This is a genomic window from Staphylococcus lugdunensis (assembly GCF_002901705.1).
In the GTDB taxonomy this organism is placed as follows: Bacteria; Bacillota; Bacilli; order Staphylococcales; family Staphylococcaceae; genus Staphylococcus; species Staphylococcus lugdunensis.
In genome coordinates this window covers 56581-74181 of the sequence record NZ_PPPV01000012.1, presented here as the reverse complement: position 1 = coordinate 74181, position 17601 = coordinate 56581, and the positions used below count along the sequence as shown (strand labels likewise).

Annotated in this window: 16 protein-coding genes and 2 tRNA genes; 5 read left to right on the top strand and 13 right to left on the bottom strand. The window is 31.6% G+C overall.

Going from position 1 to position 17601, the window contains the following annotated elements:
* Positions 1-86 precede the first annotated feature (86 nt).
* The 6 genes from CD041_RS01115 to hemE all read right to left on the bottom strand — a co-directional run bounded on the left by CD041_RS01115 (position 87) and on the right by hemE (position 4649).
* Positions 87-162: transfer RNA gene (locus CD041_RS01115), tRNA-Asp, on the bottom strand.
* 16 nt (positions 163-178) lie between these two features.
* A tRNA-Met gene (locus tag CD041_RS01110) sits at positions 179-252 on the bottom strand.
* A 348-nt stretch (positions 253-600) separates the two neighbouring features.
* Positions 601-1155, bottom strand: coding sequence for an RBBP9/YdeN family alpha/beta hydrolase (locus CD041_RS01105; protein ID WP_070648703.1), 555 nt, complete (start codon positions 1153-1155; stop codon positions 601-603).
* Positions 1156-1247: 92 nt separating this feature from the next.
* Positions 1248-2645 carry a protoporphyrinogen oxidase gene (hemY, locus tag CD041_RS01100; protein WP_002492626.1) on the bottom strand — a complete coding sequence of 466 codons (1398 nt, stop codon included), beginning with the start codon at positions 2643-2645 and terminating at the stop codon, positions 1248-1250.
* Positions 2646-2663: 18 nt separating this feature from the next.
* A complete protein-coding gene (hemH, locus tag CD041_RS01095) occupies positions 2664-3587 on the bottom strand; it encodes a ferrochelatase (RefSeq protein WP_037545557.1) in 924 nt (307 codons plus the stop codon).
* A gap of 27 nt (positions 3588-3614) precedes the next feature.
* A complete protein-coding gene (gene hemE / locus CD041_RS01090) occupies positions 3615-4649 on the bottom strand; it encodes a uroporphyrinogen decarboxylase (protein ID WP_002458779.1) in 1035 nt (344 codons plus the stop codon).
* 207 nt (positions 4650-4856) lie between these two features.
* Here hemE and CD041_RS01085 point away from each other — a divergent pair, with 207 nt between their 5' ends.
* Positions 4857-5357, top strand: a complete 501-nt coding sequence (locus CD041_RS01085) for a hypothetical protein (RefSeq protein WP_002458778.1) — start codon at positions 4857-4859, stop codon at positions 5355-5357.
* 62 nt (positions 5358-5419) lie between these two features.
* Here CD041_RS01085 and ecsB read toward each other — a convergent pair whose 3' ends face one another.
* Positions 5420-6646 (bottom strand): ABC transporter permease EcsB, encoded by a 1227-nt coding sequence (ecsB, locus tag CD041_RS01080; RefSeq protein ID WP_070648701.1) that lies wholly within the window; start codon positions 6644-6646, stop codon positions 5420-5422.
* Positions 6643-7380, bottom strand: a complete 738-nt coding sequence (gene ecsA / locus CD041_RS01075; protein ID WP_002477990.1) for an ABC transporter ATP-binding protein EcsA — start codon at positions 7378-7380, stop codon at positions 6643-6645. The genes ecsB and ecsA overlap by 4 nt, the downstream gene beginning before the upstream one ends.
* Positions 7381-7511: 131 nt before the next feature.
* Between ecsA and CD041_RS01070 the strand changes: the two genes are divergently transcribed.
* From CD041_RS01070 to prsA, 4 genes are all read left to right on the top strand, one after another.
* Positions 7512-7934 carry an HIT family protein gene (locus tag CD041_RS01070; protein WP_002492637.1) on the top strand — a complete coding sequence of 141 codons (423 nt, stop codon included), beginning with the start codon at positions 7512-7514 and terminating at the stop codon, positions 7932-7934.
* A 72-nt stretch (positions 7935-8006) separates the two neighbouring features.
* Entirely contained in the window at positions 8007-8381 is a 375-nt protein-coding gene (locus CD041_RS01065; protein WP_002458774.1) for a YtxH domain-containing protein, read from the top strand.
* Between the two features lie 324 nt (positions 8382-8705).
* Positions 8706-9263, top strand: coding sequence for a DUF3267 domain-containing protein (locus CD041_RS01060; RefSeq protein ID WP_070648699.1), 558 nt, complete (start codon positions 8706-8708; stop codon positions 9261-9263).
* 319 nt (positions 9264-9582) lie between these two features.
* Positions 9583-10551 carry a peptidylprolyl isomerase PrsA gene (gene prsA, locus CD041_RS01055; protein ID WP_002477986.1) on the top strand — a complete coding sequence of 323 codons (969 nt, stop codon included), beginning with the start codon at positions 9583-9585 and terminating at the stop codon, positions 10549-10551.
* Positions 10552-10743: 192 nt separating this feature from the next.
* Here the strand turns inward: prsA and CD041_RS01050 are convergent, their stop codons facing one another.
* From CD041_RS01050 to CD041_RS01030, 5 genes are all read right to left on the bottom strand, one after another.
* Positions 10744-10974 carry a hypothetical protein gene (locus CD041_RS01050; protein ID WP_070648697.1) on the bottom strand — a complete coding sequence of 77 codons (231 nt, stop codon included), beginning with the start codon at positions 10972-10974 and terminating at the stop codon, positions 10744-10746.
* Between the two features lie 60 nt (positions 10975-11034).
* Positions 11035-12111, bottom strand: coding sequence for an amidohydrolase family protein (locus CD041_RS01045; protein WP_070648696.1), 1077 nt, complete (start codon positions 12109-12111; stop codon positions 11035-11037).
* Between the two features lie 295 nt (positions 12112-12406).
* Positions 12407-13345, bottom strand: coding sequence for a 3'-5' exoribonuclease YhaM (yhaM, locus tag CD041_RS01040; RefSeq protein ID WP_002458769.1), 939 nt, complete (start codon positions 13343-13345; stop codon positions 12407-12409).
* The gene (locus CD041_RS01035) at positions 13345-16278 is read right to left on the bottom strand and encodes an ATP-binding protein (protein ID WP_070648694.1); all 2934 of its coding nucleotides are present in this window, start codon (positions 16276-16278) and stop codon (positions 13345-13347) included. The genes yhaM and CD041_RS01035 overlap by 1 nt, the downstream gene beginning before the upstream one ends.
* A complete protein-coding gene (locus tag CD041_RS01030) occupies positions 16268-17464 on the bottom strand; it encodes a metallophosphoesterase family protein (RefSeq protein ID WP_002477982.1) in 1197 nt (398 codons plus the stop codon). Before CD041_RS01030 ends, CD041_RS01035 begins: the two co-directional genes overlap by 11 nt.
* Positions 17465-17601: the final 137 nt, after the last annotated feature.

Sequence of the window (17601 nt, the reverse complement as noted above, 5' to 3'; positions counted from 1 at the left end):
CCCTGTCGGTTTTCAAGACCGATCCCTTCAGCCGGACTTGGGTATTCCTCCAATTATTATAAGTCTTACAATATATAATTTTAAAATGGCGGTCTCGACGGGAATCGAACCCGCGATCTCCTGCGTGACAGGCAGGCGTGTTAACCGCTACACTACGAGACCTACTAAATGCTATGTATTGCGGGAGGCGGATTTGAACCACCGACCTTCGGGTTATGAGCCCGACGAGCTACCGAACTGCTCCATCCCGCGGCAATAAAAAATTAATTTCTCTAATTTGACCACTTAAATATGGTATCATTTTCACTTAGTAAATGTCAATATCAATTTTAGCAAATTTTTACATTTACTTTATTAAGGGTTAAAAATGATTTGACATACTGAGAAAATAGTCTGTTTTTCTCAAGTACTTAATCAGTATATACAGTAGCCTAAAAATAGTCAATATATTAACAGAAGTAATTTGTGTAAAAACAAACCACAGTTAGAAAAGGGAAACTTTTGATACTAAGTGACTTTTCTAACTGTATAATTAAGTTCGTGAGAAAGCGTTTAGTTTATCATTACCAAAACAGTCACTTCTTCCAACATTATGACAATTTATCGTGTCATATACCCTTGCATTTTGTTTTGAAGTGCTGTAAATGTAGTAAAGCCCTCTTCTTCTAAAAAGTGACCACCGTGTTCTACAATTTTTAAATGGCCTCCTAATGTATCCATAAGTTTTTTTGTTTCTTGATATGAAACATATCTGTCATCCTTAGACGTCAAGCCATAAAAGTGATCTACTTTTGACTTTACATTTTCGTAATCAATATGAATACCTTCTAAATTGATATTTTCATCAATGTCTTGCGCATCTTCTTTAAATCCGGAAATACTAAAGAAACCTTCTATTTGTTGATCAAGCTGCTCTATATATATTAATGCAGCGATTGAACCGAATCCATGTGTGACAAAGTATGTATCTTTTTGTCTAACTTCTAACTGGGCATTCATTTCAGTTAGCCAATTATTAATATTCGTATTGTCAGATGAATGTAAATTAAACAATTGAACATAATAACCTTCTAAAGTTAAGTTATGTTTTAACCATTCATACCAATGATTTTTTGCATTTCCATGAATTGAATGGATGATAATAACATCTGTCATAACATTTCCCCTTCTTTCATATTAATTAGGTTTATTGTAAATCAAAACCACTCAAAGGGCACGATCTACTCTTATAAGTGGTTGAGATTTGTTTATAATTCATGATATATTTCATCAGCAGCTTTTTTCGCTTGTGATATGCAGTCTGGAAGTCCTACTGCTTCAAATGGTGCACCGGTAATACGCAATCTCGGGTATGTTCGTTTAATATGCGATTGAATTTCATGAATATTTTTTATATGTCCAACATGGTACTGTGGCATACTTTTTTCTAAACGATTAACAATTGTAAAATCTGGTTCTCCTTTAAATGTCATCATTTTTGTCAAATCTTTCCGTGCCATTGACACTAACTCATCATCGGTATGGTCAGCTACTACTGTATCACCAGGTTTTCCAATGTAAGCACGTATTAACACTTTGCCTTCTGGCGTAGTGAAAGGCCATTTTTTTGAGGTCCATGTACAAGCCGTAATGTGCGTGTCACTGGTTCTAGCTATTACAAATCCAGTTCCATCATAGGTATTTTCAATATTGGACTCATCAAAGGCCATGACAATTGTAGCTACTGATGTAGCATCCATATGCTTAAAGTAATCAAATGCCGGATCATGACTAAACCAGTTCATGAAGGTCTGATGAGGTGTAGTCACAATAATTGCATCAAAATCAACTTTATTTTCTTCTGTAATAAGTTGATAACTTTTTTGTGACACTAAAATATCTTTAATAGGTGTATGGTATTCAATTTTTACGCCTTTTTGTTTAATAAAATCAGCCAATGCTTCAATAAACGAACTCAAACCATGTCTAAATTGTTTAAATTGTCCTTTGGGCGATCCAGGATATAATTCTCTTTTCTTGATACGTTGCTCTTTTTCATATTTCATACCTTTAATTAAACTGCCATATTGTTCTTCCCGCTCTTTAAATTCAGGAAATGTACTCATTAGACTTAATCGATCTATATCTGTACCATAAATTCCGCCAATTAATGGTTCAATAAGATGTTCAAGTACTTCATCTCCTAAACGCTGTCTAAAAAACTGGCCGACTGAAATATCGTTATTTGGCATGATAATTGGTTTTTTAAATAAATCTAAACCTGCACGTAGTTTGCCCAACGGAGAGATTAATTTTGTCTTAATAAATGGTTTTATATCTGTTGGAATCCCCATAATTGCCCCACCAGGAATTGGGTATAACTTATTCTTGGCAAAAATATAAGACTTCCCTGTTCTGTTAGTAATTAAGTCTTGTCCAAGCCCGATTTCATGTGCGATATCTGTCATTATTGTTTTGCGTCCTAAATATGATTCAGGACCCAGCTCAATCGTATAACCATCTTGACGATAGGTTTGAATTTTCCCCCCAGGACGATTTGCTGCTTCAAAAACAGTGATATCTAAATCGGCGTCTTGCTTATTTAAATAATATGCACTTGATAATCCAGTAATTCCCGCTCCAACTATCGCAATTTTTTTGCTCACTGCATTTCACGCTTCCTTTTAAAATATTGATTGAATTTCATCAACAATGGCACCAATAAATAATGGATCCACGTTCGGCATTACCGGACGATGATATGTTGCACCAATGTCATCACATACAACTTTACATTCGTAATCATTATCGTATAAAACTTCTAAATGTTCACAAACAAAACCAACTGGTGCGTAAATAAAATGTTTATAGTGATGTGCTTCATATAATTCACGTGTTAAGTCTTGCACATCTGGTCCAAGCCAAGGTGTACCCGTGTTCCCTTCTGATTGCCACCCTTGTGCCACATGTTGAATAGCAGATTGTATTTGTAATTGATTCATCGTATCAGTTAATTCTTGAGGATAAGGATCATTATTGCGCTCAATCAGTCCTTTAGGTAAACTATGTGCAGATACTACAAGCACAGTATCATCATGTTCGCTTTCTGGAATATTGGCTAAAGTTTCATTAATTTTTTCAGTCCAATATTGTAAAAATTTAGGTTGCTGATAATAATGTTCTACGTGATGTAATTGAATATTAAATTTATCAGCTTCTTCTTTTGCTCTTTGATTATATGATCCTACTGAAAAACTAGAATAATGAGGCGCCAATACGACTGTTACCGCTTCAGTTATCCCATCTTGATGCATTTGTTCAACAGCCTCTTCAATATATGGTGATATATGTTTTAATCCAAGATAGACTTCAAAGTCAACATTTTGATATGCCAGATTTAATGCTTCTTTAATTGCTTCAGCTTGTTTATTGGTTGTTTTTGCTAATGGTGATAAGCCACCTATAAATTCATATCTATCTTTTAAATCCTGAAGTTCAGCATCACTTGGGCGTTTACCATGGCGAATATCAGTGTAATAATCTTCAATTTCACTTTCATCATTAGGTGTACCATAAGCCATTACCAATAGACCTACTTTTTTAGACATTTTAATACCTACCTTTGTTGAATATATTTATCTTTTTGTGTAGTCATGAACAAATTGACTAACGCGTTTTAATGTATCCGGGTTTACTTCTGGAAATACACCATGACCTAAATTGAAAATATGCTTACCATACATCAATCCTTGATCCAAAATATTTTTAAGTCTTTCTTCAATCACAGGCCATGGAGCTAATAATAATGCTGGATCTAAATTACCTTGTAATGTTTTACTTATACCCATGCTCTGAGCTTGTATAATAGATATTCTCCAATCTAAACCTAAAACATCAATCGGCAAGTCATTCCATTCGTCAATCAAATGGCTCGCACCTACTCCGAAAAGTATAATGGGCACATCATGTTTCTCTTTAATTCCAGATATTAATTTCTGCATTGCTGGTTTGATGTAGTATTTATAATCCTGTACATTTAATGCCCCAACCCATGAATCGAAAATTTGAATCAATTCAGCGCCTGCTTCAACTTGCGCAACAACGTAATCTATAGAAATAGATACAAGATGATTCATTAGCGCAAACCAAGTTGCTTCATCTCGATACATCATAGCTTTCGTAAATGTGTAATTTTTTGAGGGCCCACCTTCAATCATATAAGAAGCTAGCGTGAACGGTGCCCCAGTAAATCCTATCAGTGGCACATTTAATTTTTCTTGAGTTAACAACTTAATTGTATCAAGAACATATGGAACATCTCTTTTAGGATCAATCTGTGTTAATTTGTCTACATCATTAACCGATTGGATCGGATTATGAATAACCGGCCCTATACCTGACTTAATTTCAACATCTACACCTATAGGCTTTAACGGTGTCATGATATCTTTATATAATATAGCTGCATCTGTTTGATAATTATCTACTGGTAAATGTGTAACATAAGCACATAGTTCTGGTTGATGTGTAATTTCAAACAATGAATATTTTTCCTTTAATTTGCGATATTCTGGTTGAGAACGACCAGCTTGGCGCATAAACCATACAGGTGTGTGTGTTGCTTTTTCACCCTTAATTGTATTAAGTATTGCATTATTTTTATTATGCACCTAAACGTCCCCCTATACTTAAATCATTCTTTTCAATAATACCATATTGTCGTTTGTTACCATATTTTTGAGCTTAAATGTCATAAAAATGACAAAGCACAATTTTTAACATACACTATAAATATTGAACGTAACGTATATACATTCATTCATCTAGCAATCTACACTCAAAACGCTTATAATAAAGGCAATAAGGAGGTTTTGACCATGAAAATATATACAACTTATGGCACATATGGCTTTCTAAATCAAATAAGAATTAACAATGAAGACCGTCAATTATTTGTATTCTCTACTGCTGATAATTCAGTTATTATCGAAGAGTCTTCTAATCCTTCTATTTTAAAACATCCAACAACGTATGAGACAATAACAGCATATAATGAATTAAATAGTAACCATTTTTATTCTGCTATTTTTATCCCTACTGCAGAAAACTATGCTTATCAATTAGAGAAAAAACTCGCTCAATTAACATTAGATTTTTCATCTTTTGGAGGATTTAAAAGTTATCGCTTTTTAAAGCCAGTTGAAGGCACTACTTATAAAATTTACTTTGGTTTTGCCGATAGACAATCGTATGAAGATTTTAAAACATCAGAATTGTTTCAACAACATTTTTCTAAATCAGCATTAAGCCAATTTTTTGGTGCAAGTAGTCAACATTCTAGCTACTTTGAGCGTTATTTATATCCAGTTAAAGATTAATAAAATATTAAAAAAGCATTGCTAAGTATCACGTTTATCCATGTACTTAGTAATGCTTTTTTTCAATCTCTTAATAATGTTTCTTGGTATTTTAATTTTTTAATAGTGCTACGTATTGTTAGCCAACCTACAAGGAAAAAGACAATGATACCGAAGAAAAACTGCGGATAAAGATACACAAAGGTGATTGAAAAGATCAAACCAATCACCAACATTAACCGATAAAGAAACTGTTCATATCCTCGGATTACAAATGTATCGGGTACTGGCCATACTTGCGGCCATAAGCCATATGCTTGTTGCGTATAAAATTGAGACATTTGTAACAACGTAATATACATAAATAAGCAACCGATGACAATGGTAACAAAAGGATTCGCTAACCATATCATTAAGATTAATGCGATAATAATTAATCGTAAAATAATATTAAATGCATCTTTTCCTCTAACAAAACTCCGTGTAAATAGAAATAAATACATATTTTTAGCATTGAAACGTGTAGCTTTTGGTGTAACCAACAATGGATCAAGATATCTACGACGCACGGCAGTCTCTTTTAAATGTTTAACGTCAGTAAACATATTAACAAATTTATAATAATTAGTATGATGACGTTGCTCAATACGAATCATTCTCTCCCAAGGGAATAAAGATACCGCATTTTGCTTTTTCAAAACTATATAGCTAACTACTATTAAAAGAGTAAGAAGTAACCCTAAATAATTATTTAATCCTAACACAAGTTCATAGCCTAAAATATTAATTATGACTAAAAGAGTGTTAATCGTCCAAGATGATTTTTGACCTAAGTACCATTGCCAGCGTATATATAATCCTAAGTAAGAATGTAAAAAGACCATTCCTACAAAAATCAAATAATTTAAAATAGAAAAATGTGGTAATTTAGAAAATAATGGATAAAGTACCACTAGAATGATTAACTGCAACGCTATACGATTATAGAAACTGTAATTTAAACTTAGACGCACATATGTTTTCATGTGCTGTTCAAATGGTAATAAAAATAATTCATCCGCTTGTTTCAATAGTGTACGAATTGGAAAAATAGAAGTGATAGCAACAATAATGCTTGTAATCAGTGCATAATCTATGTGTTGTGGTATATGGCGTAACCATTGTCCATACCCCATGATAAAAGCACCTAAAAGAATTAATAGAAAAACTGAAAAGTGACCATTGAATATAAATTTATTATAATAGTTTTTTTCCTTGCGAATTGCGATTTTTCTCTGTTTAAATAAAGCGACTTCAGGTTTTATGGTCATTCTAATTGGCCACCTTGAGTAACATGGATATAAATCTCATCTAATGTTTGATGATGAAGACCTGTTTGTTCTCGCAATTCATCTAAATTACCAAATGCAACAATTTTGCCTTTATCTAAAATAATAAATCGATCACAATATCGTTCTGCTGTTGCTAATATATGCGTACTCATTAACACGGTACGATTTTCTTTTTTCTTTTCTACCATCAAATCAAGCATAGACTGAATACCTAAAGGATCCAAACCTAAAAATGGTTCATCAATAATATATAATTCTGGATCAACAATAAAAGCGCATATTATCATAACTTTTTGCTTCATACCTTTAGAAAAATGACTAGGGAAAATGTCTAACTCTTTTTCAAGACGGAATGACTTTAATAATGGTTCTGCACGTCTCATTGCTTCTTCATTCGATATGCCATAAGCCATTGCAGTCATTTCAATATGTTCTTTTAAAGTTAATTCCTCATAAATAATGGGCGATTCAGGAATATAGGATAATTTTTGTCTATATGATTCAATATCATCATTTATATTTGTATTTGAAATTGATAATGCGCCTTGCATTGGTGTTAGTAAACCAAGCATGTGTTTAATCGTAGTACTTTTACCAGCACCATTTAAGCCAATTAAACCTACAATTTCTCCTTTTTGCAATTCAAAAGTTATATCTGAAATGACAGGCCGTTTTCCATAACCACCTGTTAAATGCTCTACTTTAACTGTCATATCGCACCTCCACGCAACTATTGTACCAAAAATCATCATTCTAGCCTAAAATTACAACTATGTTAAAGACGAAAAATTTTGATAGGAATGATATAATATTAACAAATGTACGACTAAAGGAGTGGATTTTAATGTCAGAAACAATTTTTAGTAAAATTTTATCTGGAGATATTCCGAGCTATAAAGTTTATGAAGATGACTATGTATATGCATTTTTAGATATTTCACAAGTAACTAAGGGACATACGCTACTCATTCCTAAAAAGGCTTCTGCTAATATTTTTGAAACTGATGCTGAAACAATGCAACATATTGGTGTTGCCTTACCTAAAGTAGCAAATGCTATCAAGAAAGCTTTTAATCCTGATGGTTTAAATATCATTCAAAATAATGGAGCGTTTGCTGACCAATCTGTCTTTCATCTGCATTTCCACCTATTACCAAGATATAAAGATGATGTCGATGGCTTCGGCTATCATTGGGAAACTCATGAAGACCTCATCGATGATCGTGCTAAAGAAGATATTGCAAAGCAAATTCAGTCTCAATTTTAACGTTAGTGCATACATCACGGACTTCCAGGGTATAAACTAAGTAATTCATTAAAAAGCGAGGAGACATATTTTATGAAAGCAACACGTATAATATTTGGCCTAGGTGTTGGAATAGCTGCCGGCGTAGCTGTTACATTTCTCAACCGTGACAATCAAAGCGTAAAAAATGCAACGATTGATGCGAAAGAGCCTACAGGTACAAATTCTGAGTTGGAACGTGAAATTGAAAATTTAAAGCATAATGTCTACAATGTGATAGACTATACGAAGCAAATAAAAAATGAAAGCACTGCTTATGCTTCTTCAATTGGTGATGAAATTAAATCTTTAATTGGTAACTTTAAAGCAGATATTAATCCAAATATTGAACAGTTACAATCGCATATTGAAAATTTACAAAATCGCGGTCAACAAATAAGCGAAGAATTATCAAGTGATAAAAATTAATAAATAGTTATGTTTAATTTATACGCGTTTGGAACATAATTATATTTTAGGCTCTGAGTTCTATATTGGCATTAGTTGACTGGATTGAGAATACGCTAATACCAAGCTTTTTTCAATCCTAGTCAACCTTGCCGGGGCGGGACTAAGAATTCATTATGAATTCTGTCCCGCTCCCTTTTTATTTCAATTATTTACAAACTGAATTCCGAATTTAAATCACTAATTAAGTGTCATTTAATTTATACTCCATTTCACTACACTACTACTTGACTAAGCCTAACTTTAGATAGATAATACATGACATATGATAAAGGAGGCAGACTAATGTTTTTATGTAAGAGACAAATAGATATTCATTCAAGATTTGGATTACCAAGAATTGCATTTTTAAGCTTTGTCTCTACCATTATCATGTTTTTAATTTGTTATGAAATTATGTATTATTTCTCTAATACGCCTCTTTCCAATCATTATTTTCCAATATTGTTATGTGCTGTTATTGCATTATACCCTATTCATAAATGTATTCATTTACTGTTTTTTATATCGTACTACAAATCATTTAAAATCCATCAACTTTCTAAATCCAGATGGTTACCTTTTTTCAATATATATGTTAGTCAACCCATTAATAAATATTATTTTTGTTTAAATTTATTATTACCTTTTATTATCATAACTGGTATTTTTATTCGATTAATTATGAGTCACCCTGAATTTGGTCACTATTTTGTTTTTTTAATTGCTTTAAATTTTGGTTATTCCATTACTGATTTTTTATATTTAAAACTCATTTTATTTTCAAATTATGGCAATTATATTGAAGAACATCAGTCTGGGATTAATATTTTAACTAAAGCTACTAATAAATATGTTAAATAATATACTTTAAATTCTATCAAATAAATTAGCATAACCAATGATACAAAGTATAGTCGCTAAAGAAGCCGGTAAATGAAGTTACAAAAACGCATTTACTGGCTTTTTTCTAGAAATCATACTTCCTTCTTTTTGTATTGAGCTTACCTATCATTCTAAAGTATATTTCGCACCCTTACATCATTTTAATAACCGCATAAAAATTAATAATGTAGTCAATATACACCTAGTACTTTGGTCCTATCTGGCACAAAGTTAATTGGTCCTGCTTAAAAAGTGTGTTATATTAACTTTGTTATATTAACCAAAGGAGAATTCGACTATGAAGATTATGAATAGAATTATTATTCCAGTTACTGCAAGTGCATTATTACTTGGTGCTTGTGGTTCAAATGCTGCAGACTCAAAAGACAACACCCTCATGTCATCAAAAGCTGGTGACGTCAAAGTTGCTGACGTTATGAAAAAAATTGGTAATGAACAAATCGCTAACACTTCATTTAGTATAATGTTAAATAAAATATTAGAAGATAAATATAAAGATAAGGTTGATACAAAAGATATAGACGATGAAATTAAACAAGAACAAAAAAAATATGGTGGTAAAGATCAATTTGAAAGTACATTAAAGCAACAAGGAATGTCACTAGACGATTATAAACAACAGAAAAAATTAGCTGCCTATCAAAAACAATTACTGGCAGATAAAATTAAAGTTTCTGATAAAGATGTAAAAGATAATTCTAAAAAAGCATCTCACATTTTAATAAAAGTTAAATCTAAAGATAGTGATAAAGAAGGCTTATCTGATAAAAAAGCAAAAGAAAAAGCTGAAGAAATTCAAAAGCAAGTTGAAAAGGATCCAAGTAAATTCGGTGAAATTGCGAAAAAAGAATCAATGGATTCTTCAAGTGCCAAAAAAGATGGTTCTCTAGGATATGTCATTAAAGGTCAAATGGTTGATGAATTCGAAAAAGCATTATTTGACTTAAAAGAAGGAAAAGTTTCTAAAGTTATCAAAACTGATTATGGCTATCATATTATTAAAGCTGATAAAGAATCAGATTTCAATAGTGAGAAAGCTAATATAAAAGAAAAAATGATAGAACAAAAAGTTCAAAAAAATCCTAAGTTATTAACAGATGCTTATAAAGATTTACTAGATCAATACAAAGTTGATTATAAAGATCGAGATCTTAAAAAAGTAGTTGAGGATCAAATTTTAAACCCAGATAAAATCAAGCAACAACAACAAGCTCAATCAGGCGGCAGTGCTGCAGGATTACAATAATTGGGTATGTCTTAAAATATAAAATAATAAGTTGAGAGATAAAGTTCTCTAACTACATTAATAAAACGTACAGGACATCATTATGTTTCAAGCTATGAACTAAATATTGGCAGTAGTTGACTAGATTAAAAATACGATTATACTAAGCTTTTTTCAATTCTAGTCAACCTTGCCGAGGCGGAACAACGAATTCTAAATGAATTCTGTTCCGCCCTTTTTTTCTTTAAACGAAATGATTTTGCCAATTGAATAAGCTACCATTTTCCTATATTTAATGCCATGTGGACAAATATTAACGCTTGTTTGACTTCGAGCATGTCTAAAACTAATATTTGATTTAATAACATTTTTGTCATGTCTTGCTGAATTTAAGTTAAAATTCTCATTGGCAGATACGTAAATCTTATTTTTATTCTTATACATAAGCGAACTCATCATCATATTTTAGCGAGGTTTATTAAATCATACGAAACAATCTTATTTTTAAAGTATGCGAGAGCTATTTACATTGAAGATATTCACCTTATCTTGCTCTGAAAAATAGTGAGATTCACTAATGTTTTTTTGCATTTTAGCAATCCAACTATCTGGTGCATAATGCGCATCTGAACCAAATAAAATATGAGAAATATCGGTTACTTCTTTTAAACTAGCAAAAGTCGATTCTCCAGTTGATAATGCTGTATCATAATAAAATTGACCAATATAGTAATTTGCTGGCTTTGTTAATGATGACCAACCAGAAAGTGCATGCTTATATGTTTTAAACAAGTGTCCATATTGAATAGGATGTTGTAGAATCGATTTAACAATTTCTTTTTTACTACTTGTTATAAAGGATTTTAAACGTTGTGCAGGTGCTTCCATAATATATTTTTCGGTGTTTACTGCTTCACTAATACGCCAATTAATATATGGCAGCGTACCTCCAGAATGAGCAAGTATAAATTTAATATTTGAATAGCGTTCCACTGTACCACTTAAAATCAAATTCGTAGCCGCTCTAGTGGTATTAAATGTAAATTCCTCAAGAAAATCGGCAAATACATATTGTGGCTTTTTAAATTGCTTAGGTGATGAACTTGGATGCACAAATACTATGCCCTTTCTATCATTGATTACGCGCATTACATCATCAAAACAATCATCGCCTAAAAAGGATTCATTGTAATTTGATAGTAAGCCTACACCGTCTAATTTTAAGACATCTAATGCATATTTAATTTCTTTAATTGACTCTTTAACAAATGGCAAAGGAATCAGGGCAAAACTCTTAAATTTATCTGGATATTGTTGTTTTAATTCTGCTTGATATTCATTAACTGCACGTGCTACCTTTGCTGCTTGTTTTCTTGAAAATGGTAAAGTTGCTGGCTCTGAAATTGAAGTTACAGCTATGTCGATATGCAATTTATCCATCATGTCAAGACTATCCTGAGGAGTCCAATCTTTTATTGGATACCCACCAGACATTGTTATACCAATTTTCTTGAGTGACTTTTTATACAGTGGAGGAATAATATGATGATGAATATCAATTATTTTTTCACTTTTATTCATAAACATTTCCTTCTTTCTATAAATCTTATGAATTTATCATTAAAACACAGCGATGAATTTCTTAGATAGCGCTATTTCAAACCTAAAATAGCACAAATATAAATTAATGTCTTGTCATATTTTGTCTATTTTCCTTTTAAATAAACATATTAATAAGTTTTGTTGTTTATATGTAATTTAATAAACAATCAACTATCGGATATGTGTATTTAATGTAATTAAAAAACCAAGCTTTTTACACCATGTAATAATTAAAAAAATCATTACAAAATGTAGAGCTTGGTTAAAAAATTAATTACAGTGATTCTGGATTATAAAATTGTCTATTTTCAAGTCCAAAAATACGTTCCGTAAACTGACCTTTATCAGTTTTCTTAAATGCTTTTTCAAACATATTCATTTTAGCATCAATATTATCAATAAAGAATAAGATTTCTGCTTCTTTTAAATGTGGTAATTTTGGTGAACCAAATTCCATTTTGCCGTGATGTGCTAAAATCATATGTCTTAATAACATTACTTCTTCGCCATCGATACCGAGTTCTCTCGCAGCCTCAGCCACTTCATCACTTGCTATAGAAATATGGCCTAATAAATTCCCTTCAATCGTGTAAGTTGTTGCTACTGGACCACTTAGTTCTCTTACCTTACCTATATCATGTAAAATAATTGCACTATATAATAAGCTACGATTAAGTAATGAATAAATATCACAAATCTCTTTAGCAATGCGCAACATGGTTAAGACATGATAACTCAAGCCACTAGCGAAATTATGATGATGTGAGCTCGCAGCTGGAAATGTGAAAAACTGATCTTGATATTTTTTGATTAAATATCGCGTAATACGTTGTAGGTTTGCATTTTCAATATCTAACATAAAATGTGAAATTTCTTCTTTAATTTCATCTGGTGTCATCGGTGCACCATCAACAAAATCTTGTGTTTTCAAACCATCCTCTGCTGTTGCTAAACGAAATTGGTTTACTTTCATTTGTTTACGCCCACGGTAATTAATCACATCGCCTTTGACTTTAATAATTTCTTCAGGCTTAAGTAATTGCATATCATCTTTAGTTACCGTCCAAAGTTTCGCTTCAATATCGCCACTCTTATCTTGTAGAAATAAGGTCATATAATCCTTACCTTGAGCTGTCACACCTTGTGTCGCTCTATGAATAAGAAAAAAATGATTAACAGAGTCCCCCGGATTTAAATTTTCTACATTTCTCATTATTTACCGCCTTCCTCCAGTTTGTTCAACACAAGCATTTCTTTAGATGGCACAATTTGATCTTTGGTACAAGTGAAGTAAAGAACTTGATGATTTTCTGCTAAATCTCTTAAATAATTCAGCATTATACGTTTTCTTTTTTTATCAAAATGTACAAATGCATCATCCACAATAATTGGCAAATGATAATATGGCTTTAAAACTTTTATCAAACTAAGGCGTAATGAAATATATAGTATTTCTTTTGTTGATTGGCTTAACTCCATAGGTTCAAATACTTGACCATTATGGTGTTTAACCATAATCTTGTCATCTGCATAGGTAATTTGTACGTATGCGGCATTGGTTAATTTATTAAAAATATTTGTAGCCTCTTTTATTACTTGAGGTAAGCGTTTGTCTTTAATTTGCTTAATATGTTCATTTACCAAAGCTTGTAAATAGCTTAGGCTTGCCCAATCCTTGGCAATTTCATTCATTTGATTTTTTAAGCTATGATATTCATGACGTAAATCTGACAGCGTACTATCTGTTTCCATATGCTTAATTTGAGCAGTTAAATCACTAACTTCCTGCTGTTTGGCAAGAAATTGTTCGTTATAATCATCTACTTGTTTTGCTAACACTTGATCTTCTTTATCTAGTTGTGCCGTTGTTTTTTTGCTTAAAGCTGAACTATCTTCATATGAGTAATTTTGATTTTCAAGATATTTTGTTAAATCATTGAATCTTGCTAAATTTTGTTGATAAGTTTGATATGCCTTATGGTGTGCATAATAACTTTCTTCATCATTGACACCTATAAAATTAAATAATGTATCAATCGTTGCCGTATTTTCTGCTAAATTTGCATGAAGTTGTGTTAATTCATTATTTAACAGTGTTATTTGTTTATTTAATTCTGCTTTACGTTGACGATTTGATTCTGAAGTTGAAATCCAATCTTTTAAATCATCAAAGAATGAAGAACGATTAAAGCGTTCGATTTCTGGTTGCACCGTGCTCTTAGCTTGTTCATAAAACGAAGTAATCTTATCATTCAAATGACTATAATCTTGTTGTAATGTCTGAAGTAATTTATCGTCTGATTTAATAGTATTTATTGTTTTAATACTATCTAATAATAAGTCATCTGACATTTTAGTTGGTAAGAACAATGATTGTTTAACTTCGTTAATATCGTGTTCATGACGATCTAATTGTTGATGTGAACTTGAAAGTTTATCTTGCTGATGTTTCATTTTTTCATCAATGATAGTTTTATTTTTTAATGCATTTTGCCATTGGTCACGCAGTTGATATTGTTCTTCTAGATCGAAATCTAAATCGTAATCATTTTCTAAATAGTTTAATTGCTGCTCTAAATCTTGAATCTCAATACCAATAGTTTCACTATAATCAACCGTTTTGGCCTTCGCTAAAAATATACCCACGATAAAAATAAGCGTTAATACTGCAAATACTGCAGTAAATATCATATTCTGTGTCATAAATGAAAATACTGCTAAGGCTATACCAACAATTGCTAATAATACAAAGCTAAATCTTAACCACTGTTGACGCTTGATTTTATTGGCTTTTTCATTTTCAAAAGTATCCTTTAATTTTTGATACAAATTTTCTTTTTCATTGAGTTCTAACTTTTGTTGATTATATTGTTTTTTCTTTGCAAGTGCATCTTCAGAAATTAAATCTTGCTCTAAAGCCTCAATCTCTTTCACTAATGCAGTTTGCTCTATTGTATTTTCATCTATTAGACGCGTTAAATGTTGTTGCTGTATTTGTTCTTCCTGACGTGCTTTGATTAAATAGCTAGCATAGCTCTTAGCCGCTTCAGAGGTATCCGTATCATGATGAATTTCTTGCCATCCAACACTTGTCTTATGTTCTTGCTGCGCATGTTGTTTTTCTGATATTTCTTTAGCACGTGCATTCAGTTCAATTTCACTTTGCTTAATATCGCTTTCTTCTCTATATATCTCCTTAAATTGTTCTATTGTATCGTCATTCGGCACTGACAATTGTTTATTCTCTTTAGTAAGTTGCTTTAGGGCTTCTTCCTTTAAGCCAATCTCTTGTTCTAATGTTTGCTTATATCCTTTAGCTGCTTCATATCTATCAATACCTTGTTCTGGGAAAGTAAGCGGCTCGATATTTAATTTGCCTTCTAACTCTTTCCATTCTTGTGTTTGTTCATGTAGAGCCACTTCTTTTTGTTTCGCAGCATGCATCGAAGAAAGCTGACTTAAATTGTCTTTTAAGTGTGCAAGATGACGTGACGACTTATCTTTATCATCAACATAGCGATGGTAATCAGTAAGTTTTGCTTCTTCATCTCGAATTTGAGCTTCCAACCCTTTTAATTGTGCCAATTGCTGATTTAAAATTGGATTTTTCCCCGATTTTTTATATAATTCTTCTTTCTTTTGACTTATAACCTCACCCATATGACCAAATTCTGTCGAGCCAAGCGCACCAGCTTCTAATAAATAACTTTGTAGTTGTGTCTCATTTAAATTACGATGAATATCTTGAAGTCCTAAAACGTCAAATGAGAAAATACCTTGGTATGTTTTTTTATTAATATGATTAAGCTTTGCATTGAGCCACGCTTCATCTTTAATAGTTCCATTTTCTAAAAATACTTTCACATCACCCTGAGCGCGTCCCTTGACTCGTTCAACTTCAATTGTAGAATTATCATCTAAAATTAATGCCAATTTACCACCATATTGATTGCCTAATCGTGGCTCTAAACGGGGTTCCTTTTCTTTTTTAGTAGGAAAACCAAATAATATCGAATGTATAAATGCTTGAATCGTTGATTTACCCGCTTCATTCTCACCATATATTTCAGTAAATGCTCGATTAAATTCAATCTTACGGTGTACAAATTGTCCGTATCCATATATTTCTAATGATTTAATTATCAAGATTGTCACCTCTCATCTCTGCTTTTAGTATATCTTCAGCACGATTTACTAAATCTTCTTTATTAAATCCAGTATAATCATCCAAATATTTAGATGTTTTAGCATTCAAATATAAATCGCTCATTGCATCTTCATAAATTGTACTATCTTTTAATAAATCGCTAGAAAATTCTTTAATTAATGGGGTGTCATCATTTTGGAGATAATTAAAATTCAAATCTTCAACCATAACAAAGTTTGTTTCATTTTCCTCATAGTCTTGTACCATTTCTTTAATTTGTACAATATCTTGGGATGATAACGTGATATCACTATCTATGTTTACAGTTAAACGATAAAATGCTTTACCTTTAGATCTAACATCCTCTTTAAATTTTTGAATAACATCAAAAATCCCTTGTTTTGAAAATTGTTTCGTCGTAATTGTAGCTTCATCAAAACGAATAAATTGTGTTGGTATGAAGCGTGTTGTCAGTTTTAAATGATCACCTTCTACAAGTAAACATCCTTTCTGTCCCTGTTCATTAAAATGTCGACCTTGTATGTTACCAGCATAGTAAATTTGAGGCATGTCACTCAATTGTTGTCTTTCGTGAATATGACCTAGTGCCCAATAATGATAGAGTTTTTCTTTTAAATTCTCTAAAATAAATTCGGTATATCGATCATTGGTTGCTGTTTTACTGTAAGTCCCATGTAAAATACCAATGTGTATGCCATCCTTTCCTAGACTTGAAGGATAATCATCGATTTTATTTTCATAACTTTCATTATTTTGATAACTGAATCCATGTAAATAAACCGTTTCACCATCTTTTGTAATCGCTTGATAAGTTTCAACTTTATTAGAAAATACAGACACATTGTCTGGCCATTCTGAAGTAATATTAGCACTTAGTGGATCATGGTTGCCGTGACAAATATATACAAATATTTGCTCACGTTCTAAACGCTTAAATTGCTCTCTCAAAAATACTTCAGCTTTTAACGTTCTATTATTACTATCAAACAAATCCCCTGCAATAAGAACGAAATCAACTTCTTCTTTTAAAGCGATATCGACAATTTTTTTGAAACTTTCATATGCACTTTTTTGCACATCCTCAAATATTTTTGAACTTAAATGGCTCTTTGATTTAAAAGGGCTATCTAGATGCAAATCCGCACAGTGAATAAATTTTATCATTTGCATGTATCTCCTTAATTAAGGTAGTTATGTATTACTTTATTTTATCATAAATTGAACATGACAGTCGATTGCAAGACAAGCTAACAGTAATAATTTCCTTATCATCTATAAAAAAACTTCTCGAAGTTTGTATT